The 18,620-nt window shown below is 69.3% G+C and carries 9 protein-coding genes; 3 read left to right on the forward strand and 6 right to left on the reverse strand.

Annotation, left to right across the window (positions count from 1 at the left end; translation table 11 throughout):
• Positions 1-43: 43 nt before the first annotated feature.
• From AC3A6Y_RS09820 to AC3A6Y_RS09840, 5 genes are all read right to left on the reverse strand, one after another.
• On the reverse strand, positions 44-6,457 hold the full coding sequence (locus tag AC3A6Y_RS09820; RefSeq protein WP_487868038.1) for an amino acid adenylation domain-containing protein: 6,414 nt from the start codon (positions 6,455-6,457) through the stop codon (positions 44-46).
• 249 nt (positions 6,458-6,706) lie between these two features.
• A complete protein-coding gene (locus tag AC3A6Y_RS09825) occupies positions 6,707-7,282 on the reverse strand; it encodes an SRPBCC family protein (RefSeq protein WP_487868039.1) in 576 nt (191 codons plus the stop codon).
• The gene (locus AC3A6Y_RS09830; protein WP_487868040.1) at positions 7,279-8,016 is read right to left on the reverse strand and encodes a YceI family protein; all 738 of its coding nucleotides are present in this window, start codon (positions 8,014-8,016) and stop codon (positions 7,279-7,281) included. The genes AC3A6Y_RS09825 and AC3A6Y_RS09830 overlap by 4 nt, the downstream gene beginning before the upstream one ends.
• Positions 8,016-8,579 carry a YceI family protein gene (locus AC3A6Y_RS09835; protein WP_487868041.1) on the reverse strand — a complete coding sequence of 188 codons (564 nt, stop codon included), beginning with the start codon at positions 8,577-8,579 and terminating at the stop codon, positions 8,016-8,018. The genes AC3A6Y_RS09830 and AC3A6Y_RS09835 overlap by 1 nt, the downstream gene beginning before the upstream one ends.
• Complete coding sequence (locus AC3A6Y_RS09840; RefSeq protein ID WP_487868042.1) at positions 8,576-9,166, reverse strand: cytochrome b; 591 nt, start codon at positions 9,164-9,166, stop codon at positions 8,576-8,578. Before AC3A6Y_RS09840 ends, AC3A6Y_RS09835 begins: the two co-directional genes overlap by 4 nt.
• 168 nt (positions 9,167-9,334) lie before the next feature.
• Here AC3A6Y_RS09840 and AC3A6Y_RS09845 point away from each other — a divergent pair, with 168 nt between their 5' ends.
• The 3 genes from AC3A6Y_RS09845 (at position 9,335) to AC3A6Y_RS09855 (ending at position 15,898) form a co-directional block, all read left to right on the forward strand.
• Positions 9,335-9,532: a hypothetical protein gene (locus AC3A6Y_RS09845; RefSeq protein ID WP_487868043.1), complete on the forward strand. Its 198-nt coding sequence runs from the start codon at positions 9,335-9,337 to the stop codon at positions 9,530-9,532.
• Positions 9,533-9,762: 230 nt separating this feature from the next.
• The gene (locus AC3A6Y_RS09850) at positions 9,763-15,006 is read left to right on the forward strand and encodes an autotransporter-associated beta strand repeat-containing protein (RefSeq protein ID WP_487868044.1); all 5,244 of its coding nucleotides are present in this window, start codon (positions 9,763-9,765) and stop codon (positions 15,004-15,006) included.
• 67 nt (positions 15,007-15,073) lie between these two features.
• A complete protein-coding gene (locus AC3A6Y_RS09855) occupies positions 15,074-15,898 on the forward strand; it encodes an undecaprenyl-diphosphate phosphatase (protein WP_487868045.1) in 825 nt (274 codons plus the stop codon).
• 79 nt (positions 15,899-15,977) lie between these two features.
• On the opposite strand, the gene AC3A6Y_RS09860 is transcribed toward AC3A6Y_RS09855, so the two are convergent.
• Positions 15,978-18,563 carry a hypothetical protein gene (locus AC3A6Y_RS09860; RefSeq protein ID WP_487868046.1) on the reverse strand — a complete coding sequence of 862 codons (2,586 nt, stop codon included), beginning with the start codon at positions 18,561-18,563 and terminating at the stop codon, positions 15,978-15,980.
• Positions 18,564-18,620: the final 57 nt, after the last annotated feature.

Genomic DNA, 18,620 nt, shown 5'->3' on the forward strand with positions numbered 1-18,620 from the left:
CGCCGGGGAAAACCGGCATCCGCACCTGTGCAGAGGTGCTGGATCACCGCTTCTCATGCGCCGGATTCGCCACCTGCCTCAGCGTCTCGAACACCAGCCGCCGCGGCGCAATCCGCCACCCGAGCTGTTTCTCCGCCGCGATGACGGCGCGCATCGCCAGCAGCGAATGCCCGCCCAGGTCGAAGAAGTTGTCGGTGGCCGCAACGCGGTCGATTCCCAGCAGCTCCGCCCAGATCGCGGCGATGGCCTTTTCCTCGTGCGTCTCCGGCGCCAGCCAGGCACGCGACGCCGGGCGGGCCACCTCGGTGTCGGGCGCCGGCAGCGCGCTGCGATCGATCTTGCCGTTCGGCAGCAAGGGCAGCGCAGGCAAGGCCACCAGGTGCTGCGGCACCATGTACTCGGGTAGCTCCGAGCGCAGATGCTCCCGCAGCGCATGCGAAGCGCCGTGGCCTTCGCCCTCGCCTTCGCGCAGGACCACGTAGCCCACCAGCCGCACATCGTCCTCGCGCTCGGCCCGCGTGACGACCACGCATTGCGCCACCGCCGGATGGCCGAGCAGCACCGATTCGATCTCGCCCAGCTCGATGCGGAAACCCCTCACCTTGACCTGATGGTCGAGCCGCCCCATGTGCTCGAGCATGCCATCGTGACGCCAGCGGCAAAGGTCGCCGGTGCGATACAGCCTCGCGCCGGGCTCGTCGCCCCATGGATCAGGCACGAAGCGCTCCGCGCTCAGCGCCTCGCGCCCGTGGTAGCCGAGGGCTACGCCCAGGCCGCCGATGCAGGCCTCGCCGGGTACTCCGATCGGACAGGGCTGGCCGTTGGCGTCGAGGATCCACACGGAGGTGTTGGCGATCGGACGGCCGATCGAGATGCCCTCCCGCGGCGATTGCGCCTGCCAGCAGGTGGACCAGACGGTGGTCTCGGTCGGGCCGTACATGTTCCACAGCGCGGCCGTGCGCTCCATCAACTGGTCGGCCAGCGCCGGCTGCAGGGGCTCGCCACCGATCAGGGCGCGAAAGCCGGCGGCACCGGTCCAGCCGGCCTCGATCAGCGAGCGCCAGGTCGCAGGCGTGGCCTGCATCACCGTCACGGCATGGCGCTCCAGCAGCGCGTGCAGCTGTGCCGGGTCACTCACCTGTTCGCGGTCGGCGATGACGATCTGCGCAGCGACCGCCAGCGGCAGCAGCAGCTCCAGCACCGCGATGTCGAAGGAGAGGGTGGTGACGGCCAGCAGCCGATCGGTCTCCAGCAGCCCCGGCGTGCGCGCCATCGCGGCCAGGAAGTTGACCACCGCCCGATGCGGAACGGCCACCGCCTTGGGCTTGCCGGTCGATCCCGAGGTGTAGATCATGTACGCGGCATCGAGCGGCCCGGCGTCGCGCCCTGCGTCGGGCGGCAAGGGCTCGCTCGAGGCGCCGGCGATGAAGTCGGGGCAGTGCGGATCGACCAACGCCGCGCCGGTATCCGCGAAGGGGGACGCCAGCTCCGGCGGCACCAGGATGGCGGACAGCGCGCCGTCCGACGCCATGTAGCGCAGCCGCTCCACCGGAAAGGCCGGGTCCAGCGGCACGTAGGCCGCGCCCGACTTCAGCACGCCGAGCTGCGCCGCGACCATGCCCGCATCGCGCGCGACACACAGGCCGACCCGGTGGCCGCGGCCGATGCCGCGCGCGCGCAAGGCATGCGCCAGCACGTTCGAACGGGCTTCGAGCTGCCCATAGGCCGTGGCGCGGCCGTCGGCATCGACCACCGCGATGCGGTCGCGCAACCCCGCCTCGCCGACGCGCAGATGCCGATGCACCAGCAGCTGCGGCGGCAGCGGGTGCTGCGTGGCATTCCATCCATCGCGCAGCAAGACCCACTGCGCCGGCGTCACCATCGAATAGCGCGACAGGGGCCGTGCGGGATCGCCCAGGGCTTCCTCGACCAGCGCCAGGTAGTTCTCGAGCATCCGCTGCGCGCTCTCCCGCGCATACAGGTCGGTCGAGTACTCGAGGTAGATGCGATGGCCGAACTCGGTGTCGACGTGCATCGACAGATCGAACTGCGCGGCGGTGTGCTCCAGCTCGAATTCCTCGGCGCTGAATTCGACCGGGGTCAGCCGTCCGAGCGGCGCGTTGAGCACGTTGAAGAGCGTGCGCACCAGCCCTTCGGGTTGGGCCACGCGGTCCTGCCCCAGCACCTCCACGAGCTCGTCGAAGGGTGCATCCTGGTGGGCATAGGCATCCAGCGCCGTCTTGCGCACGCGCCGCACGAGCTCGGCGAAGTCCGGGTCGCCCGACAGGTCGGTGCGCATCACCAGCGTGTTGACCAACGTGCCGACCAGCTGTTCGGTGGCGAGGCGGTGCCGGTTGGCGATGGGCGTGCCGACCGCGATGTCGCTGCCGTTCGCGTGCCGTGCCAGCATCAGCTTGAACGCCGCGAGCAGGACGACGAAAGGCGTCGTCCCGTGCCGGCCGCAGAAGTCGTGCAGGTGCTCGCGCAGCGTCTGCGGCAGGGTTGCGGCGACCAGGCTGCCGCGGAACGTGGGCCGCTGCGGCCGCGGGTAGTCGGTCGGCAGGTCGAGCCGCTGCAGGCCGCGCAAGCGCCCGACCCAGTAGTCCATCTCGTGGTGGCGCTGCGCCACCGCCTCGGGCGAGCGCTGCCAGGCGGCGTAGTCGGCGTACTCGATGCGCAGCGCGGGCAGCTCCGGCGCATGGCCCGCCTTCAGGCTCGCGTACACCTCCAGCAGCTCGCGCATCAGGATCGCCACCGACCAGTTGTCGGTGATGGCATGGTGCAGCAGCCATAGCAGCACGTGGTCTTCATCGCCGAGCAGCACCAGCGTCGCATGGTGCAGCGGTGCCTTCGTCAGATCGAATGGCGCCGCCACCCGGTCGCGCAGGACGGACCGCGCCGCGGCCACGCGCTCGCCGGACGGCAGCGGCCGAAGATCGATGCGGTCGATCGCCGCGCCCGCAGCCGGCGCAATGACCTGCGCCGGTTCGTCCTCGTGCAGCACGAAGTGGGTGCGCAGGCCTTCATGGCGTGCCACCAGTGCATCGAGCGCGTCCTGCAGCAGCTCGCGGTCGAGCGGGCCGCGCAGGCGCAGCGTGACGGCCACGTTGTAGGCCACGGAGGCCGGATCGAACTGCTGGATCACCCACATGCGCCGCTGCGACAGCGACACCGGCAACGGCCCCCCGCGCGGCACGCGCGGGATCGACGCTCGCGCCGGCGAGGGCCTGCCGGCCAGCCGCTGATCGATCCAAGCCGCGAGCTCGGCGATGGTGACGTGCTCGAAAAGCGTGGCCAGCGGCATGTCGATGTCGAGCCGCTCGCGCACGCGCGACGCCACCTGCATGGTCATGAGCGAGTGGCCGCCCAGTTCGAAGAAGCTGTCCTCCACGCCGAAAGCCGTGCTGTGCAGCACGTCGCGCCAGATCTCCCAGATCATTTCTTCGGTGCGATGGCGCGGCATCACCCGCTCGCCGCCCGCGTGCGCCTGCGGCGGCGGCAGCGCGCGCCGGTCGAGCTTGCCGCTGGCGGTCAAGGGCAGGGCGGGCAGCACGACGTAGGCGCCCGGCAGCATGTAGTCCGGCAGCAGGTGACGCAGGTGCGTGCGCAGGCGCTTGACGAGCTTGCTCTCGTCAAGCGGCGAACCGGCTGCCCTCGCCACGTAGGCGACCAGGCGCTTGTCGCCCGGCCTGTCCTCGCGCAGCACCACGGCGACATCGCCGACCCCGGGATGGCGTCCGATCTGCGCCTCGATCTCGCCCAGCTCGATGCGAAAGCCGCGCAGCTTGACCTGGTCGTCCTCGCGGCTCAGGTATTCGAGATGTCCGTCGGCGCGCCAGCGCCCGATGTCGCCGGTCTTGTAGAGGCGCGCGGCGGGGTCGGCGTGGAACGGATCGGTCACGAAGCCGGCGCTGGTCGCGTCGGGCTGGTGCAGGTAGCCGCGCGCCATGCCGGCGCCGCCGAGGTAGATCTCGCCCTTGACGCCGATCGGCTGCAGCCGGTGCTGCGCGTCGAGCACACGAACGCGGGTGTTGGCGATGGGGCGCCCGATGGACGGCAGCAGCGGCCAGCCATCGGGCGGACCATCCAGGTCCAGCGCGGTGGCCACCGGGTACTCGGTCGGGCCGTACTGGTTCTGCAGCCGGCAGTCGCCGAGGCGCTTGAACAGGTCGCGGATCTCGGTGCCGATGCGCAATGGCTCGCCGCCGGTGATCACCTCGCGCAGGGCAGGCAGCGGCGCGTTCATCACTGCGGCCTCCTCCGCCAGGTGCTGCAGCGAGACGAAGGGAAGGATCAGCCGCTCGATGTGCTGCTCGCGCAGCAGGCGCAGCAGCGCGCCCATGTCGCGGCGCGTGCTTTCGCGCACCGTCACCAGCGTGCCGCCGCCGCACAGCGTGGTGAAGATTTCCTGGAATGCGACGTCGAAACCGATGGCCACGTACTGCAGGGTGCGCGGGGCGCGGGGCTGCGGGCGACTGCGGGCTTGCCACTCGATGAGGTTGACCAGGGCCGAGTGCGGCATCGCCACGCCCTTCGGATCGCCGGTGGAGCCGGAGGTATAGACGACGTAGGCCAGGGGATCGTGCGCAGCGGCGGCAGGCGGGTCCTTCGAGGGCGAGATCTCCGGGGATCTGGCTTCGGCCTCGGCCTCGGCCTCCAGCAGCAGGAGCCGCGCGCGCAAGGGCGGCAGTACGCTGCGCAGCCGTTCCTGCGTCAACACGACGCGCGGCTTCGCGTCGCCCAGCATGCGGGCGATGCGCTCCGGCGGATCGGCCGGGTCCAGCGGGACGTAGGCGCCGCCGCTCTTGAGCACGGCCAGCATCGCGATCACCAGCTCGGCGCCGCGGGCGACGAACAGGGCCACGCGGTCGTCCTCGGCCACGCCGGCGGCGCGCAGCCGTTGCGCCAGCCGGTTCGCCTCGCGCTCGAGCTCGGCATAGCGCCAGCTGCGCTGCTCGTCCACCAGCGCCAGGGCCTCGGGCGTGCGCGCCGCCTGCGCCTCGAACAGGGCGTGCACCCGCGGTTGCGCGGGCAGCGGCATCGGCGCCTCGTCGAAGCCGCCGAGGAGCAGCCCGCGTTCGGCATCGTCGAGCATCTCGAGATCGGCGACGCGCCGGGTTTCGTCGCTGGCCATGGCGCCGAGCAGGCGCAGGAAGTAACCGGTCCAGCGCTGCACCGTTTCGCGGTCGAACAGCCCGGCGGCATAGGCGAAGCGGCCCACCATCCCATCGGATGTTTCGCGCAGGACCACCGCCAGGTCCCAGGGCACGCTCCGGGGCGGGACCTCGGCCAGCTGCAGGGTCGCGTCCGGCAGCTCGATGACTTCGGTGTCGAAGTTGTGCATCACCAGCAGCACCTGGAAGACCGGGCTGTGGCTCGGATTGCGCGCGGGCTGGACCGTCTCGACGATCTGCTCGAAAGGCACGTCCTGCCGCAGGTAGGCGGCCTGCGCGACGGCGCGCACGCGCTCCACCAGCTCGGCCCCGCTCGGGTTGTCGGCGAGGTCCACGCGCAGCGCGAGGGTGTTGACGAAGAAGCCCATCAGCTGCCGATAGGCTGCGCGGCGCCGGTTGGCCACCGGCATGCCGATCACGATGTCGCCCTGGCCGCTCAGGCGCGCCAGCAGCACCGACAGGCCCGCGTGCAGCACCATCGGCAAGGTGGCGTCGCGGCGCCGGGCCCAGGCGCGCAGGGTCGCGAGCAGCGGCGCCGGGAACGCCATGTCGACCCGGTCCCCCGCGTGGCTCTGCAGCGGCGGGCGGGGGCGGTCGGTGGGCAGCTCGAGCAGCTCGGGCGCGCCCTGCAGCTGGCGGCGCCAGAAGTCGAGCCGCGTCTGGCGCGTGCTCGACGAGGCGCGTTCGCGCTCCTCCTGCACGTGGTCCGCGTACTGCGCCTGCAGCGGCGGCAGCGGGTCGGGCAGGCCCTGAACGAAGGCGGTGTAGAAGGCGGCGACATCGCGCATCAGGATCGCCGTCGACAGGCCGTCGGTCACCATGTGGTGCAGCGACAGAACGAGCGTGTGGCGGTCGCCGGCGATGCGCAACAGCCGGCCGCGGATCAGCGGACCGGCGCGCAGGTCGAAGCGTGCGCCGCATTCCTCCTCGATCTGGCGGCGGCGTTCGGCCTCCAGGGCCGGGCCCGACAGGTGGCGAAGATCCTCCGTGCGCCATGCGAAACGCAGCTCGGGGGGAATGTGCTGCACCGCCTGGCCGTCGATCTCCATGACGGTGGCGCGCAGCACGTCGTGCCGCGCCATCAGTGCATCGAGGCTGCGTCTCAGGGCCTCTTCGTCCAGCCGCCCTCGGAATTCCAGCGCGCCCGAGATGTGATAGGCGTCCTGCACGCCCGCATCGATCTGCTCCAGCAGCCACAGCCTCAGTTGCGCCGATGACAGGGGCAGCCGGCGCTCGCGCTGCGCGTTCGAAGACCCTGGAGCGAAGGCAGGAGAAATCGTCAAGAGAAACCTCGCGAATGCAACGAGACGCGCGCAAGCCACAGGCGTGCATGCATGACCGTGTTCGCCGGATTCGCTGCACTCCCTCCGAACACGGTTTTGGCACGTTTTGCGAGCTCGATGGGTAGGTGAAAACGTTAAAGCCGGTGGGGAGAAGACGCGGCCGAGCGACCTCGCCCGAACGCGGCGCCCTGTGCCCGGGCATGGCGCAAGAGGAACGCCCTGCAGCAGCCGGCTGCATGGCGCAGCGGCTCAACGCGCCTCGTTGCGTGCCGACAGGTCGCGGCGCACGATCTCCTGCACCAGCGCCTGGAATTGCCGTGCCATGGTGCTGCGCACCGCCATCCGGCTGACGAAGCGCGGCACGTCGAAGCCGGGCACCAGCCGGCCGGAATAGTTGAGGCGCACCTCGCCGCCGGGGAGGCTTTCGATGGCGTAGCGTCCTTCGAGGGACTGCAGGTTGCCGCCGACCGCATGCGCCACGATGCGCCGCGGCGGCGACTCGGCGACCGACAGCCGCACCTCCACCGGCCGTCGAAAGAACAGGAAGCCGAACTCGCCCGTCTGCTCGATCAGCACCTGGTCGCCGTCGCGCCGGAGCACGCGGGAGCTGCGCATGTGGGGAATGAAGTCGGCCAGGTTGTCGTAGTCGGAGATCACGGCCCACACGGTGCGCGCCTCGACCTCCATGTCGGCCGAGGCGGTGATGGTGATGAGCTCGCCCTCGTGGTCGGTCTCGAAGCGGATCTGTCCGGCCGCGATGGCGGACTGCGCCGCGAGCGTGCCGGTCAGCACGAGCGCAGCGGCAACGATGCTTCGGCGTCTCACGGCACCGGGCCTGGGCGAGCCAGTGCCTGCAGGTCCGCGGCCAGGGTGCCATGCAGGTCGAAGCGCAGGCTCAGGCGGTCCTGCACCTGGATCGCGCCGCCGAGCACCGAGAAGGGCACGATGCCGAATTCGGATTGATCGAGTTCCAGCTCGCCGCTGACCCGCATCTCGCCGCGGCGCACGGCGATCCGTGCCGGCACCTCGAAACTGCGGGTCTGGCCGTGCAGCGTGATGGCCACGTCCAGCCGCGCATCGGCGCGTGTCTTCACGCCGACCAGCGCGAAGGGAAAGCGCTGCACCTCCAGCACCTTGTCCAGCATGTTGGCGCGCGTCGCCGCGATGTCGGCCTCGCCGGGCTGGGTGTCCAGGCCCGCCTCGGCGCGCAGCGCCGGCTCGTCGACCGAGAGTTCGGCCAGCGGCAGGTACAGGTCGGCGCGGCCGTCCCCGGGTGCGACCAGGCCCTGCACGCCGCGGCTGGCGACGACATGGTCGTGGCCCAGCCGCGCCAGCGATCCCCCACGCCGCACGGTGATGGCGACCAGCGAGCGCGCAGGCTCGATGCGATAGACCGGCTGGCCGCGCGACAGCGCCTGCTCATAGAACGCCCGCGGGAATTCGACCGGGGCCGTGCGGGCCGCAGTGGCCGATTCGGGCGCGGCCTGGCGCAGCGGTGGCGCGCAAGCCGGCAGCAGTGCGGCCAGCAGGGCGAGGGCGCAGAGAGCTCGTCGCTGCATCAGGAGGCCTTGCGAAGCCGGACGCGGAACTTGATCGCCACGTCCGGGCCGATGACGTTCGTCGCCGCCCACTCGCCGGTGCCGATGCCGAAGGGCAAGCGCTTGACGGTGAACTCGCCCTGCATGTTCGCGCCCCCGGCCGTATCGTTCCAGCTGAAGGGCACCTCGACGGCCTGCTGCACCCCCTTCAGGCTCAGCGTGCCGCGCGCGAGATAGCTGTTGCCCTGCACGCGGCGGATCTCGGCGGCACGAAACTCGGCCTGCGGATGGCGGGCGAAGTCGAACCATTCGGGGCCGGCGATCGCCTTGTTGATGTCGGCATTCGCCATGTCGGCGCTCGCGACGCCGATGCGGACCTCGAGGCGGCCGTCGGCCGGGCGCTCGGGATCGAAGTCCAGCCGCACCTCGAAGTTCTTGAACACGCCCGGTGCCGGCGTTCCCTCGAAGGTCGCGGCGAAATCGAGCCGGCTCGCGGCCGGGTCCATCTTCCAGTCGGCGGCGAAGGCGGGCGCCGGCGCGGCCGAGGCGAGCAGCAGGGCGGCGAGGCAGGCCAGGCGGGTCATGAAGCGCGCCTCCAACTGGGCAGCATCCGCGTGAGCACCTCGTCGCGCTGGATGAAGTGGTGGCGCAGCGCAGCGCCGATGTGCACGACGAGCAGGGTGGCGAGGGCGATGCCCAGCGAGAGATGCACGATGGCCGCGAGATCGGACGCGGCCTTGTCGGCTGCCGCGATCGCCGGCAGCGGCCATTGCCGGAAGATGCGGAAGGGCATGCCGGAGGTGGACTGCACCACCCAGCCGCTGAGCGGCAGCGCGAGCATCAGCCCATAGAGCAGCACGTGGCTGGCGCGTGCCGCGATGCGTTCCCACGCCGGCATGTGCGCGGGCAGGGCGGGTGCCGGCGGCGCGAGCAGCCGCCACGCAAGGCGCAGCAGCACCAGTGCGAGCACCAGCACCCCGATGGACTTGTGCCAGACGAAGAGATCCAGCTTGGTCGGCGAGAGCCGCCAGCCGACCGCCAGCCAGCCGAGTGCGAACTGGACGAGGATCAGCAGCGCGATCAGCCAGTGGAAGAACTTGACGCCGCCGTTCCAGGCGATGGCCGGCTCGGCACGCCGGCTGGCGTCGATGGAGCTGGGTCTTGGCCGCATGCTGCGCTTGTACCGGCTGCGCCGCCCGCGTACAAGGGCCGCCGGCGTCGACGGCCCTGGTTTTTGCGGCTCCTATAGCCGGATTCGGCTCGCTTGACAAGAGCACTTCTGAAGGAGGCGCCGGGCATGCCTGCGCGCCACACTCTTGCCCCGAGGACCCCAGGAAGCATGACGAAGAAGATCCGGCTCAACGACGAACAGTGGCGCACGCTCGAAGCGCTGCGCGACGCCATTGCCAAGCGGCACCCCACCGAGACCATCAAGGTCTCCAGCCGCCTGCGCTCCAACGGCCTGGTGACCACGGACCGCCAAGGCACCTGCATGCTGACCGACCTGGGGCTGAGCCGCCTGAACCAGGGGCGCTGACAACAGGCAATTCTGCTGGCGAAGCGCCGGCCCAGGCGTTCGCACCGGACGACCTCGACCTCGGGTGGTCGAGGTCATTCGCCGACTTTCATTCCTCGCCAAGTTCGGTGAGGCCCATGCGTCAGAACTGAATTCTCGCTTTTTGTCGCATCAGTCTGATAGCGATAGAGAGACTTCGTAGCATTTGCCGCCGTGTCCTCCGGGATCCGCCGACATAAGCAGAAGCCTCAATGAATCGCATCTACCGCCTGGTCTTCAACCGCACCCTCGGCCTGCGTCAAGTCGTCTCCGAACTTGCGAGTGCATCGGGCAAGGCAAGCGCGGTTTGCGCGCTGTCCGTCGGCCTCTTCAGTCCTGCTGCCTTCGGCGCCAGCTACACGGTGGCGGACGAGGCCGAACTGCGAACTGCACTCGAAGCGTCGGTGGACGGCGACTCCATCGTGTTCGAAGGCAACATCACGCTTTCATCCAACCTGCAGCCGATCACACACAGCATCACCATCCACGGCAATGGACACGCCTTGAGCGGCAACGAGGCCCATCGCGGCTTCTTCGTCCACCAGGGAAAAGTCGACATCTTCGACCTGGCGATCACGCATGCCACGGCGCAAGGCGGATCGGGCGGCGGCAACGGTGGCGGCGGCATGGGCGCAGGAGGAGGCCTGTTCGTCGACGCTGGCGCAGCGGTGACGCTCACCAATGTTCAATTCGACGGCAATCGCGCCATCGGAGGAAGCGGCGGCAATGGCACGAGCTCGGGCGGCGGTGGTGGCATGGAGGGGAATGGCGCCAACCGTTCACCGGCGAGCGCTGCAGGTGGCGGCTTGGGCGGTGGGGGCGGTTACGGCGGTGGCAACGTGAACCCCGGATCGCCGGGTGGTGCGCTGACAGGCTCGGGAGGGGCGCCCGGCAATCCTCAAGCTACTGGACCTTGGCAGGGCGGAGATGGCGTTAGCGCTTTTGCTGGCGGCGGAGGAGGGGTGAACCTGGGCGGCGGCGGCACCGGCGGGGATTTTGGTGGCGGCGGCGGTGCCGGTACCAGTTCGAGTTGCGGCATCGGTGGCAATGGAGGCTTCGGCGGAGGCGGAGGGGGCGGGTGTGAAGGCAGGCGTGCGCGCCGGGGTGGCAGTGGTGGCTTCGGTGGTGGTGGCGGCGGAAATTCGGGAACAGCCGGATTCGGCGGCGGCGGTGGAGGCGCAGACAACGATGCCGCAGGCGGCGGCGGCGGCGGCGCCGGCTTCGGCGGTGCCGTGTTCGTGCGGGAAGGCGGGAGCCTGACGATCGCCGGCAATAGCGGTTTTCAGAACAATGCGGTTGCTGGCGGCGGCGGCGGCCCCGGCCTGCAGCCTGGAGAAGCGGGCGGCAATGGAAGCAGCGGAGGCAGCAGCCTGTTCCTGCAGGGCAATGGAAACCTCGGCATCGCTCCCGGTGCGGGCGTGTCCGCAGTGCTGGACACCGGCACCGTCGCCGACCAGAGTGCGCTTGGCGGGACAGACGCGAATGCGGGTCGTTGGGGGCTGATCAAGACCGGCGAAGGGCTATTGCAACTCAACGGCACCGCGGGCTTTTCCGGAAGCGTCCAGGTCAACCAAGGCACGGTCAGCACGGGCAGCGACGCCAGTCTCGGACGCAGCAATCAGCTGGACTTGAACGGCGGTACCTTGCGATACCTCGCGGGCTTCAACTCCACGCGGTCCGTCGCCCTGGGCCCAGCGGGCGGCACGTTCGACACCCATGGCTTCAGCGGCACTTGGCAGGGCGACGTCACGGGCTCCGGCAAGTTGATCAAGCGGGGCGATGGTACGTTGACGCTGAGTGGCACCAATACCCATGGCGGCGGCACTGAGCTCCAAGGTGGCGTGCTGTCGATCTCGTCGGACAACCAACTGGGCACAGCCTCGGGCATGCTGGCCTTCGACGGCGGAACGCTGCGCAACGACGGTGTGGTGTCCTCGAGCCGGGCTGTCACGCTCGGTGCCGGTGGAGGATCGTTCGAGACGCAGGCGGACATGCTGCTCAGCGGCGATATTTCGGGCGCAGGCCGACTGATCAAGACGGGCGGGAGCTCTCTTGTCGTCACCGGGGCCGCCGGCCATGGAGGGGGCACCACGATTTCCGCCGGCACCTTGCAGATCGGCGATGGTGGCAACACAGGCTCGCTGTCCGGCGACGTGGTGAACAACGCGACCCTTGCCTTCAACCGGTCCGGCGCCACGAGCTTTGCCGGTGCCATCTCCGGCAGCGGTGGCCTTGTCAAGGGCGGCGATGGACGCCTGGTTCTCTCGGGAGCCAACACGTACAGCGGCGGTACCAGGGTCACCGGCGGTACGCTTTCGATCTCCGCAGACCACAACCTCGGCGCAGTCGCGGGCGCGCTGACACTCGACGGTGGCACATTGCAGACCACCGCGGACGTTACGACCGCTCGCGCCATTACGATGGAAAACGCCGGGCGCTTCCAGACCGATGCCGACTTGACCACCACGGGTGTCATGTCGGGCTCGGGAGGCTTGATCAAGATGGGCCCCGGCACCTTGACCCTTGCCGGGGCCAACACCTACGGCGGCGGGACCAGTCTGTGGGGCGGCAAGGTGTCGGTGTCTTCCGATGCCAATCTGGGCGCATTCGGCGTGCTCGCCTTCGACGGCGGCACTTTGCAAATCACCGGCACAGATTTCACGTCCACGTCGCGTTTCGTCATTTGGGGCTCGGACGGCGGCGGCTTCGACATCGTCGAGGGCGACGCGACCTTCAGCGTCGGTCAGGCGCTGGCCAAGCACGGTTCCTTGAGGAAGGAAGGCGCGGGCACGCTGGTGCTGTCGGGTGCCAACACCTACCCGGGCGGCACCGTCATCAGCGCCGGCACGCTGGCCGGCGGGGCCGGAAACTTCGGCAGCGGCACCATCACCAACAACGCTGCGCTGCGGATCGATCAGTCCGGCGACGGAACGCTGGCGAACACCATCACGGGAAGCGGCACGCTCACCAAGACCGGCGCCGGCGCATTGACCCTGACGGGGAGCAACAGCTACGCGGGCGGCACCACCGTCTCAGGGGGCACGGTGTCGATCTCCTCCGACCAGAACCTGGGCGCAGCCTCGGGCTTGCTGAAGCTCGATGGCGGCACGCTGCGCACCGGCGGTGCCTTCACCACCGCGCGAAGCGTCAGCCTCGGCGCGGGAGGCGGTACCTTGCAGACCGATGCCGATCTCACGGCGAGCGGCATCGTCAGCGGCGCAGGTGGCCTCGTCAAGACGGGTGGCGGCACGCTGACCCTCGCGGGCACCAACAGCTACGCCGGGGGCACTGCCTTGAATGCGGGCGTGGTCTCCGCTTCCAGCAATGCAAACCTCGGCGATGCGGCAGGGAGTCTGGGCTTCAACGGCGGCACGTTGAAGACCACCGCCGACTTCTCGATGAACCGCGCCACCACACTCGACGCGCAAGGCGGAACCCTCGACACAGTCGCGGGCACGGCGTTGACGCACCATGGCGTGATCGGCGGCGCCGGCGGCCTGACCAAGACCGGTGCAGGCACCTTGACGCTCAGCGGCGAGAACAGCTACAGCGGCGGCACCGACCTGAAGGAGGGCGGTGTCGCCGTGCGCAACAACCGCGCGCTGGGCACCGGCGAGCTCGCCATGCACGAAGGCACCACGCTGCGCTTTGCCGCCGATGGGCTGACCTTGGCCAATTCCGTTGCCTTCACCGAAGCCGTCGATCCGATCGTCGACACCGGTCCCTTCACGGCCACGCTCACGGGCGCCATCACCGGGCCTGGGGACCTGAGCAAGATCGGCAGCGGCACCCTCATCCTCTCGGGTGCCAACACCTACACGGGCGCCACTGCCGTCACCGAAGGCACCTTGCGCGCCGGTGTGCCCAACACCTTCAGCCCGGCCTCGGCCCACAGCGTCGCCTCCGGTGCCATGCTCGACCTCGCCGGCTTCAGCCAGAGCGTGGCGGGCCTCACGAACGCCGGCACCGTCTCGCTCATCGGCGCTGCTGCTGGCACCACCCTGACCGTCACCGGCCCTTACGTGGGCAACAACGGCCTTCTGCGCCTGGGCACCTTCCTGGGGGGCAGCACCAGTGCGAGCGACCGGCTCGTCTTGAGCGGCCCGAGTGCCGTCGCCAGCGGAAACACCACCGTGCAGGTCGTCAACCTCGGCGGCCTGGGCGCGCTCACCAGCGGCAACGGCATCGAGCTCGTGAGCGCCCTCAATGGCGCCACCACCACCGCGCAGAGCACCAAGGATGCGTTCGCCTTGCAGGGAGGTCATGTGGATGCGGGCGCGTATGAATACCGCCTGCAGGCGGGCGACGCCGCAGGTGCCGGAGAGAACTGGTACCTGCGCTCCACCAGCACCATCATTCCACCGGCCCCACCGGCCCCACCGGCCCCGCCCACAGCCGTTGACCCACCTTCGCCGGGGCTGCCTCCGGCCCCTGCGGGTCCCTCATCCCCGCCCCCGGCCCCAGCCGCGGCACCCATCCAGGTGCCCACCTACCGCGCCGAAGTGCCCCTCTTCGCAGCCCTGCCCGAGCAGCTGCGCCAGGGCAACCTCGCGATGCTCGGCAACCTGCACCAGCGCCTCGGCGACGATGACGTGAAGACGGGCAGCGCATCGACGCCCGCCACCGGCGAGCGCCGCGCCTGGGGCCGCGTGCTCAGCACCCGCCGCAACATCCAGCAAGGCGGCACCGTCAGCCCGCAAAGCGACGGCCGCCTGAGCGGCCTGCAGGCCGGCACCGACTTGTGGACCGCCCCCCACTGGCGCGCCGGCCTCTACGCCGGCCAGCTCGATGGCGAGCTCCAGGTCCGGGGCTTCGCCCGCGGCGTCGCCAACCTGGCCGTCGGCAGCAACGACCTGCGCAGCCAGTACCTGGGCGGCTACGCCACCTACAGCAACGACAGCGGCTTCTACGCCGATGCCGTGCTGCAGGCCGGGCGCCACCGCTACGAGGTCAAGCCGCAGACCACCCTGCGCACCAAGGGCAAGGGCAGCAGCCTGAGCGCCTCCCTGGAGATCGGCCAGTCCTTCGCGCTCGGCGAAGGCTGGCAGATCGAGCCCCAGGCGCAGCTGGTGCATCAGCGCCTGGACCTCGACGACGTGGACATCGCCGGCGCACGCGTGCGCCAGGAGCGCGACAGCCACTGGCTCGCCCGCGTGGGCGTGCGCGTGAAGGGCGACATCGCCACCCGTGCAGGCCGGCTGCAGCCCTATGCGCGCGTGAACCTGTACCGCGCCTCGGGCGGCAACGACAGCACCCGCTTCATCAACCCGGCGGCCAGCACGGCCATCGCCAGCAGCACCGGCAGCACCTCCAGCGAGCTGGCCGCAGGCTTCACGCTGAGGCTGAGCGAATCGACCAGCCTGTACGGCGAGCTCGGCAAGCAGTGGGCATCGGGCGGAGACACCCGCGTGAAGTCGCAGCTCAACGGTTCCGTGGGCCTCAAGGTGCGTTGGTAGACGAGGCGTGCTGAACGGAAGCTGACCGAGGTCCTCGCGATAATCGGCGCTCTTGAAAGGAGCGCGCGTGGATATCGTTTTGCTGGCCAAGGCCGCCATCATGGGCATCGTCGAGGGACTGACCGAGTTCCTGCCCATCTCGTCGACCGGCCATCTGATCCTGGCGGGTTCGCTGCTGGGGTTCGACGACGACAAGGCCAAGGTCTTCGACATCGCGATCCAGACCGGCGCCATCCTCGCCGTGATCATCGTCTACTGGCAGAAGATCCATTCCACCCTGGTGGCGTTGCCGCGGCAGCACAAGGCACAGCGCCTGGTGCTCAACGTGTTGATCGGCTTCCTGCCCGCGGTGATGCTGGGGCTGCTGTTCGGCAAGCTGATCAAGGCGCACCTGTTCACCGCGGTGGTGGTCGCCAGCACCTTCATCATCGGCGGCTTCATCATCCTCTGGGCCGAGAAGCGCCCGCCCGGTGCGGTGCGCGTGGAGCACGTGGACGACATGACGCCCTGGGACGCGCTCAAGGTCGGCCTGGTGCAGTGCTTCGCGATGATCCCGGGCACCAGCCGCAGCGGTGCGACCATCATCGGCGGCATGTTGCTGGGCCTGTCGCGCAAGGCGGCGACGGACTTCTCCTTCTTCCTCGCGATCCCGACGCTGATCGGCGCCGGCGCCTACAGCCTCTACAAGGAGCGGGCGCTGCTGTCGGCGGCGGACCTGCCGCTGTTCGCGGTCGGTCTCGTCTTCTCCTTCGCGAGCGCGTGGCTCTGCGTGCGCTGGCTGCTGAAGTACATCAGCAGCCACAGCTTCGTGCCCTTCGCCTGGTACCGCATTGCCTTCGGCATCGTGGTGCTGGCCACCGCGTGGAGCGGGGCCGTCGTGTGGGCCGAATAGGCGCTGCGCCGTCGCGGCGGCTGTCGCTCGATGACCGGTGCTCGCCGGCACATCCCGCACGAGGCCGACGCCGCAGACCTCACGGCACGTTCGACGAGTGCACCGCGAACGGCTTGAAGGGCAGGGCCAGCTTGCCGGCGTACTCGCCGTTGGGTGCAAGCGTCGGGCAGGCGCCGGCCGCGGAACAGAAGATCGTGTCGGGGTAGATCAGGTCGCCGAAGCGGTAGTTGTCGATGCTCTGGCCGCTGTAGTTCGCCACGCTCACGATGTTGCCCCGCGTGGAGTAGTTGTCGGACATCGTCACCATGATCGGATCGACGCGGGAGTCTTCCATCGTGCGCAGGATGGTGCCGCTGTTGCCGTCGCCGGCGAACTTGACCCAGCCCCACTTGCGGTTGGCCCGATCGGTGAAGATCAGCATCGTGTTGAGGGTATCGGTCTGGTTCGGGTAGTCCTTGGCCGCGGCCAGGTGCGTGACGTTGCTGCCGAGGCCTGTCACGACGCCGACTTCCGCGATCTCGGCGGGCGTGCCGGTCGCCGGCTTGGGCCCCTGCACATACGCCCCCAGGGCATACATGTGCAGCTTGCCGTTTTCCGTGGCAATCCATGCGCGCGGGTAGTGCGGATTCGCCTCCCAGTACATGTCGTTCGGCGGCGCCATGCGACGCCGATCGTCCTTGCTCCAGTGGTTGTAGGTCGAGGTCGTCAGCACGCTCGTCGGCTTGTCGGCCAGCGTGATCGTCTTGATGACCGTCGGCGTGGCCTGCGGACGATCTGCCAGCAGGTAAGGCCACTGGGTGGAGGCGGGTCCGACGTTCTGCGTCTCCAGGTTGCTCGCGGCGCTTCCCAGGTACATGTCGTTGGTGTACTTGAAGAGGGGGCCGAGGTCGATGAAGGCCACGGTCTTCTCCGACTTCGAAGCCACCACGGCCACGCCGCCCTTGGCGTACTTCTCGTAGTACTCGCCGCCGGGCAGCAGCTTGGCCCGGTTGCCGGCCATCGGCGAGGCTTCCTTGGCCATGCCCGACAGGCCGCCGTTGCTGGTGTAGACGACGGCCGCATACGGATGCATGCCGGTCGTCACCTTGATGGAGGTCGGGGCCTTCATGTTGGCGGGCAGATCGACGTAGCCGAGCACCTTCATGAAGATGTAGTTGCCCTGGTTGAAGAAGCCGGGATGCACCATGTCCATCCAGTCGTGCCACCAGTCGTACTTGGGGCCGTTGAGCGTGCAGCCCTGGCAGCTGCCGCCGAGCGAGATCACGGCGACCTGGCCCTTGTGGTTGAGGGTGTCCCACACCGTGACGAAGGCGAACTCGCCGCCTCCGGTCACGGAGATGGCGGTCGGCACCTTGCCGAGGGCGAGCTTGACGCTGGCGCGGTTCTGCGCCGTGTACGTGCCGACCGTGAAGATCGTCGCCGCCTTCGTCGGACTGCCCTGCGTCGCAATCAGCGAGAGGCGCGTCGAGGGGCTGTCCGCTGCGTTCTCGCCGCGGTCTTCGACGATGGGCAGGTCTGCGGGGTCGTTCGGCGACAACACGCCAGAGGCGTAGTACTGATCGATCGCGCTCGGCAGCAGTCGCCGGTCTTGCCACAACAACTGCGGGCGCTGCATGAACGTCACCCGGTCGGTCGCCTGCGACTGGAACCACCCCAGCGCGTTCGACAGCGAGCTCCCGCTGGCGGGCGTGCCGATCGCCGCGCCATGGATGCTCACGTAGTAGTTGTACGCGGCGTTGTTCTCCGCGCCGAGCTGGTAGTAGAGATCGTTGCCGGGCCCGTGGTTGATCGCGCCCACGTCCGCCTGCAAAGGCAATGTGCCGACGCCGGTCTTGCTGGCCGCCGGCCCGAAGCGGTACGCGACGCCCTCGGGCAGGCCGAACTTGTAGGCGATGCTCTCGTAGGCGCTTGCAACGATCGAACCGGAGCTGTCCACCACGTCGCCGGCGAGCGCCGACGGTGCGGGCGCAGGCTTGGGTGCGACAACTGGAGCAGGTTCGGGCGCAGGAGCAGGCGCAGGCGCGGGAGCAGGCGCGGGAGCGGGAGCGGGAGCGGGAGCGGGAGCCGGCGCAGGAGCCGCAGCCGTCGCAGGGCCGGCCGAGATGCATGACTTCACCGTCATGACCGCAGGGTCCTTGCCGAAGAATGTGTTCGTGCAGCCCGCTGCTCCGACGACTTCCTTCGTGATCCAGCGTGTGTCGGCGCCGTACTTCACCAGTGTGGCAACAGCCACCGTGAATGAGGTCCCTTCGGTGGCGAGCAAGGTTCCCGCGGGAGCGGGTTGCACATAGCACGCCTTCGCCACGAACGGCAGCGGGTCGCCGAAGGTGGCGTTGTTGCAGGCCACCGCGCCGGACAGCTGCTTGCTGGTCCAGGTCGAGTTCGCGCCGTACTGCACCACCGTCGGAGCGGCCAGGTTGAATCCCTGGTCTTCGTTGGCGACCTTGACCCAGCTCGCATCGAGCAGCTTGCCGAGCGCCGCCTCCTTGTCTGCGGCGGGCTCGACCGCCGGTGCGGTCGTGGATGCAGCCGGCGAAGCTGTCGCCGCATCCGTGCTCTGAGGAAGAGCGAAGCTTCCGCCCGAGCCGCTTCCGCCGCCTCCGCAGCCCGCGAGTGCGCCTGCTGCAACAAAAAGCAAAAGCGCGTTTTTGTTGATTTTTTTCACACTGAATCTCCTGGTCGTCCTGTGAACGAGAAAAAAGAAATCCCCTGCGCCTGCAAA

This window comes from Variovorax sp. Soil_C_17, assembly GCF_057657265.1.

What these genes read in the sequence shown, in the direction of transcription:
- AC3A6Y_RS09845 (WP_487868043.1), top strand. Translation starts at nt 9,335, where the DNA reads ATGACGAAGAAGATCCGGCTCAACGACGAACAGTGGCGCACGCTCGAA.
- AC3A6Y_RS09850 (WP_487868044.1), top strand. Translation starts at nt 9,763, where the DNA reads ATGAATCGCATCTACCGCCTGGTCTTCAACCGCACCCTCGGCCTGCGT.
- AC3A6Y_RS09840 (WP_487868042.1), bottom strand. Translation starts at nt 9,166, where the DNA reads ATGCGGCCAAGACCCAGCTCCATCGACGCCAGCCGGCGTGCCGAGCCG.
- AC3A6Y_RS09835 (WP_487868041.1), bottom strand. Translation starts at nt 8,579, where the DNA reads ATGACCCGCCTGGCCTGCCTCGCCGCCCTGCTGCTCGCCTCGGCCGCG.
- AC3A6Y_RS09830 (WP_487868040.1), bottom strand. Translation starts at nt 8,016, where the DNA reads ATGCAGCGACGAGCTCTCTGCGCCCTCGCCCTGCTGGCCGCACTGCTG.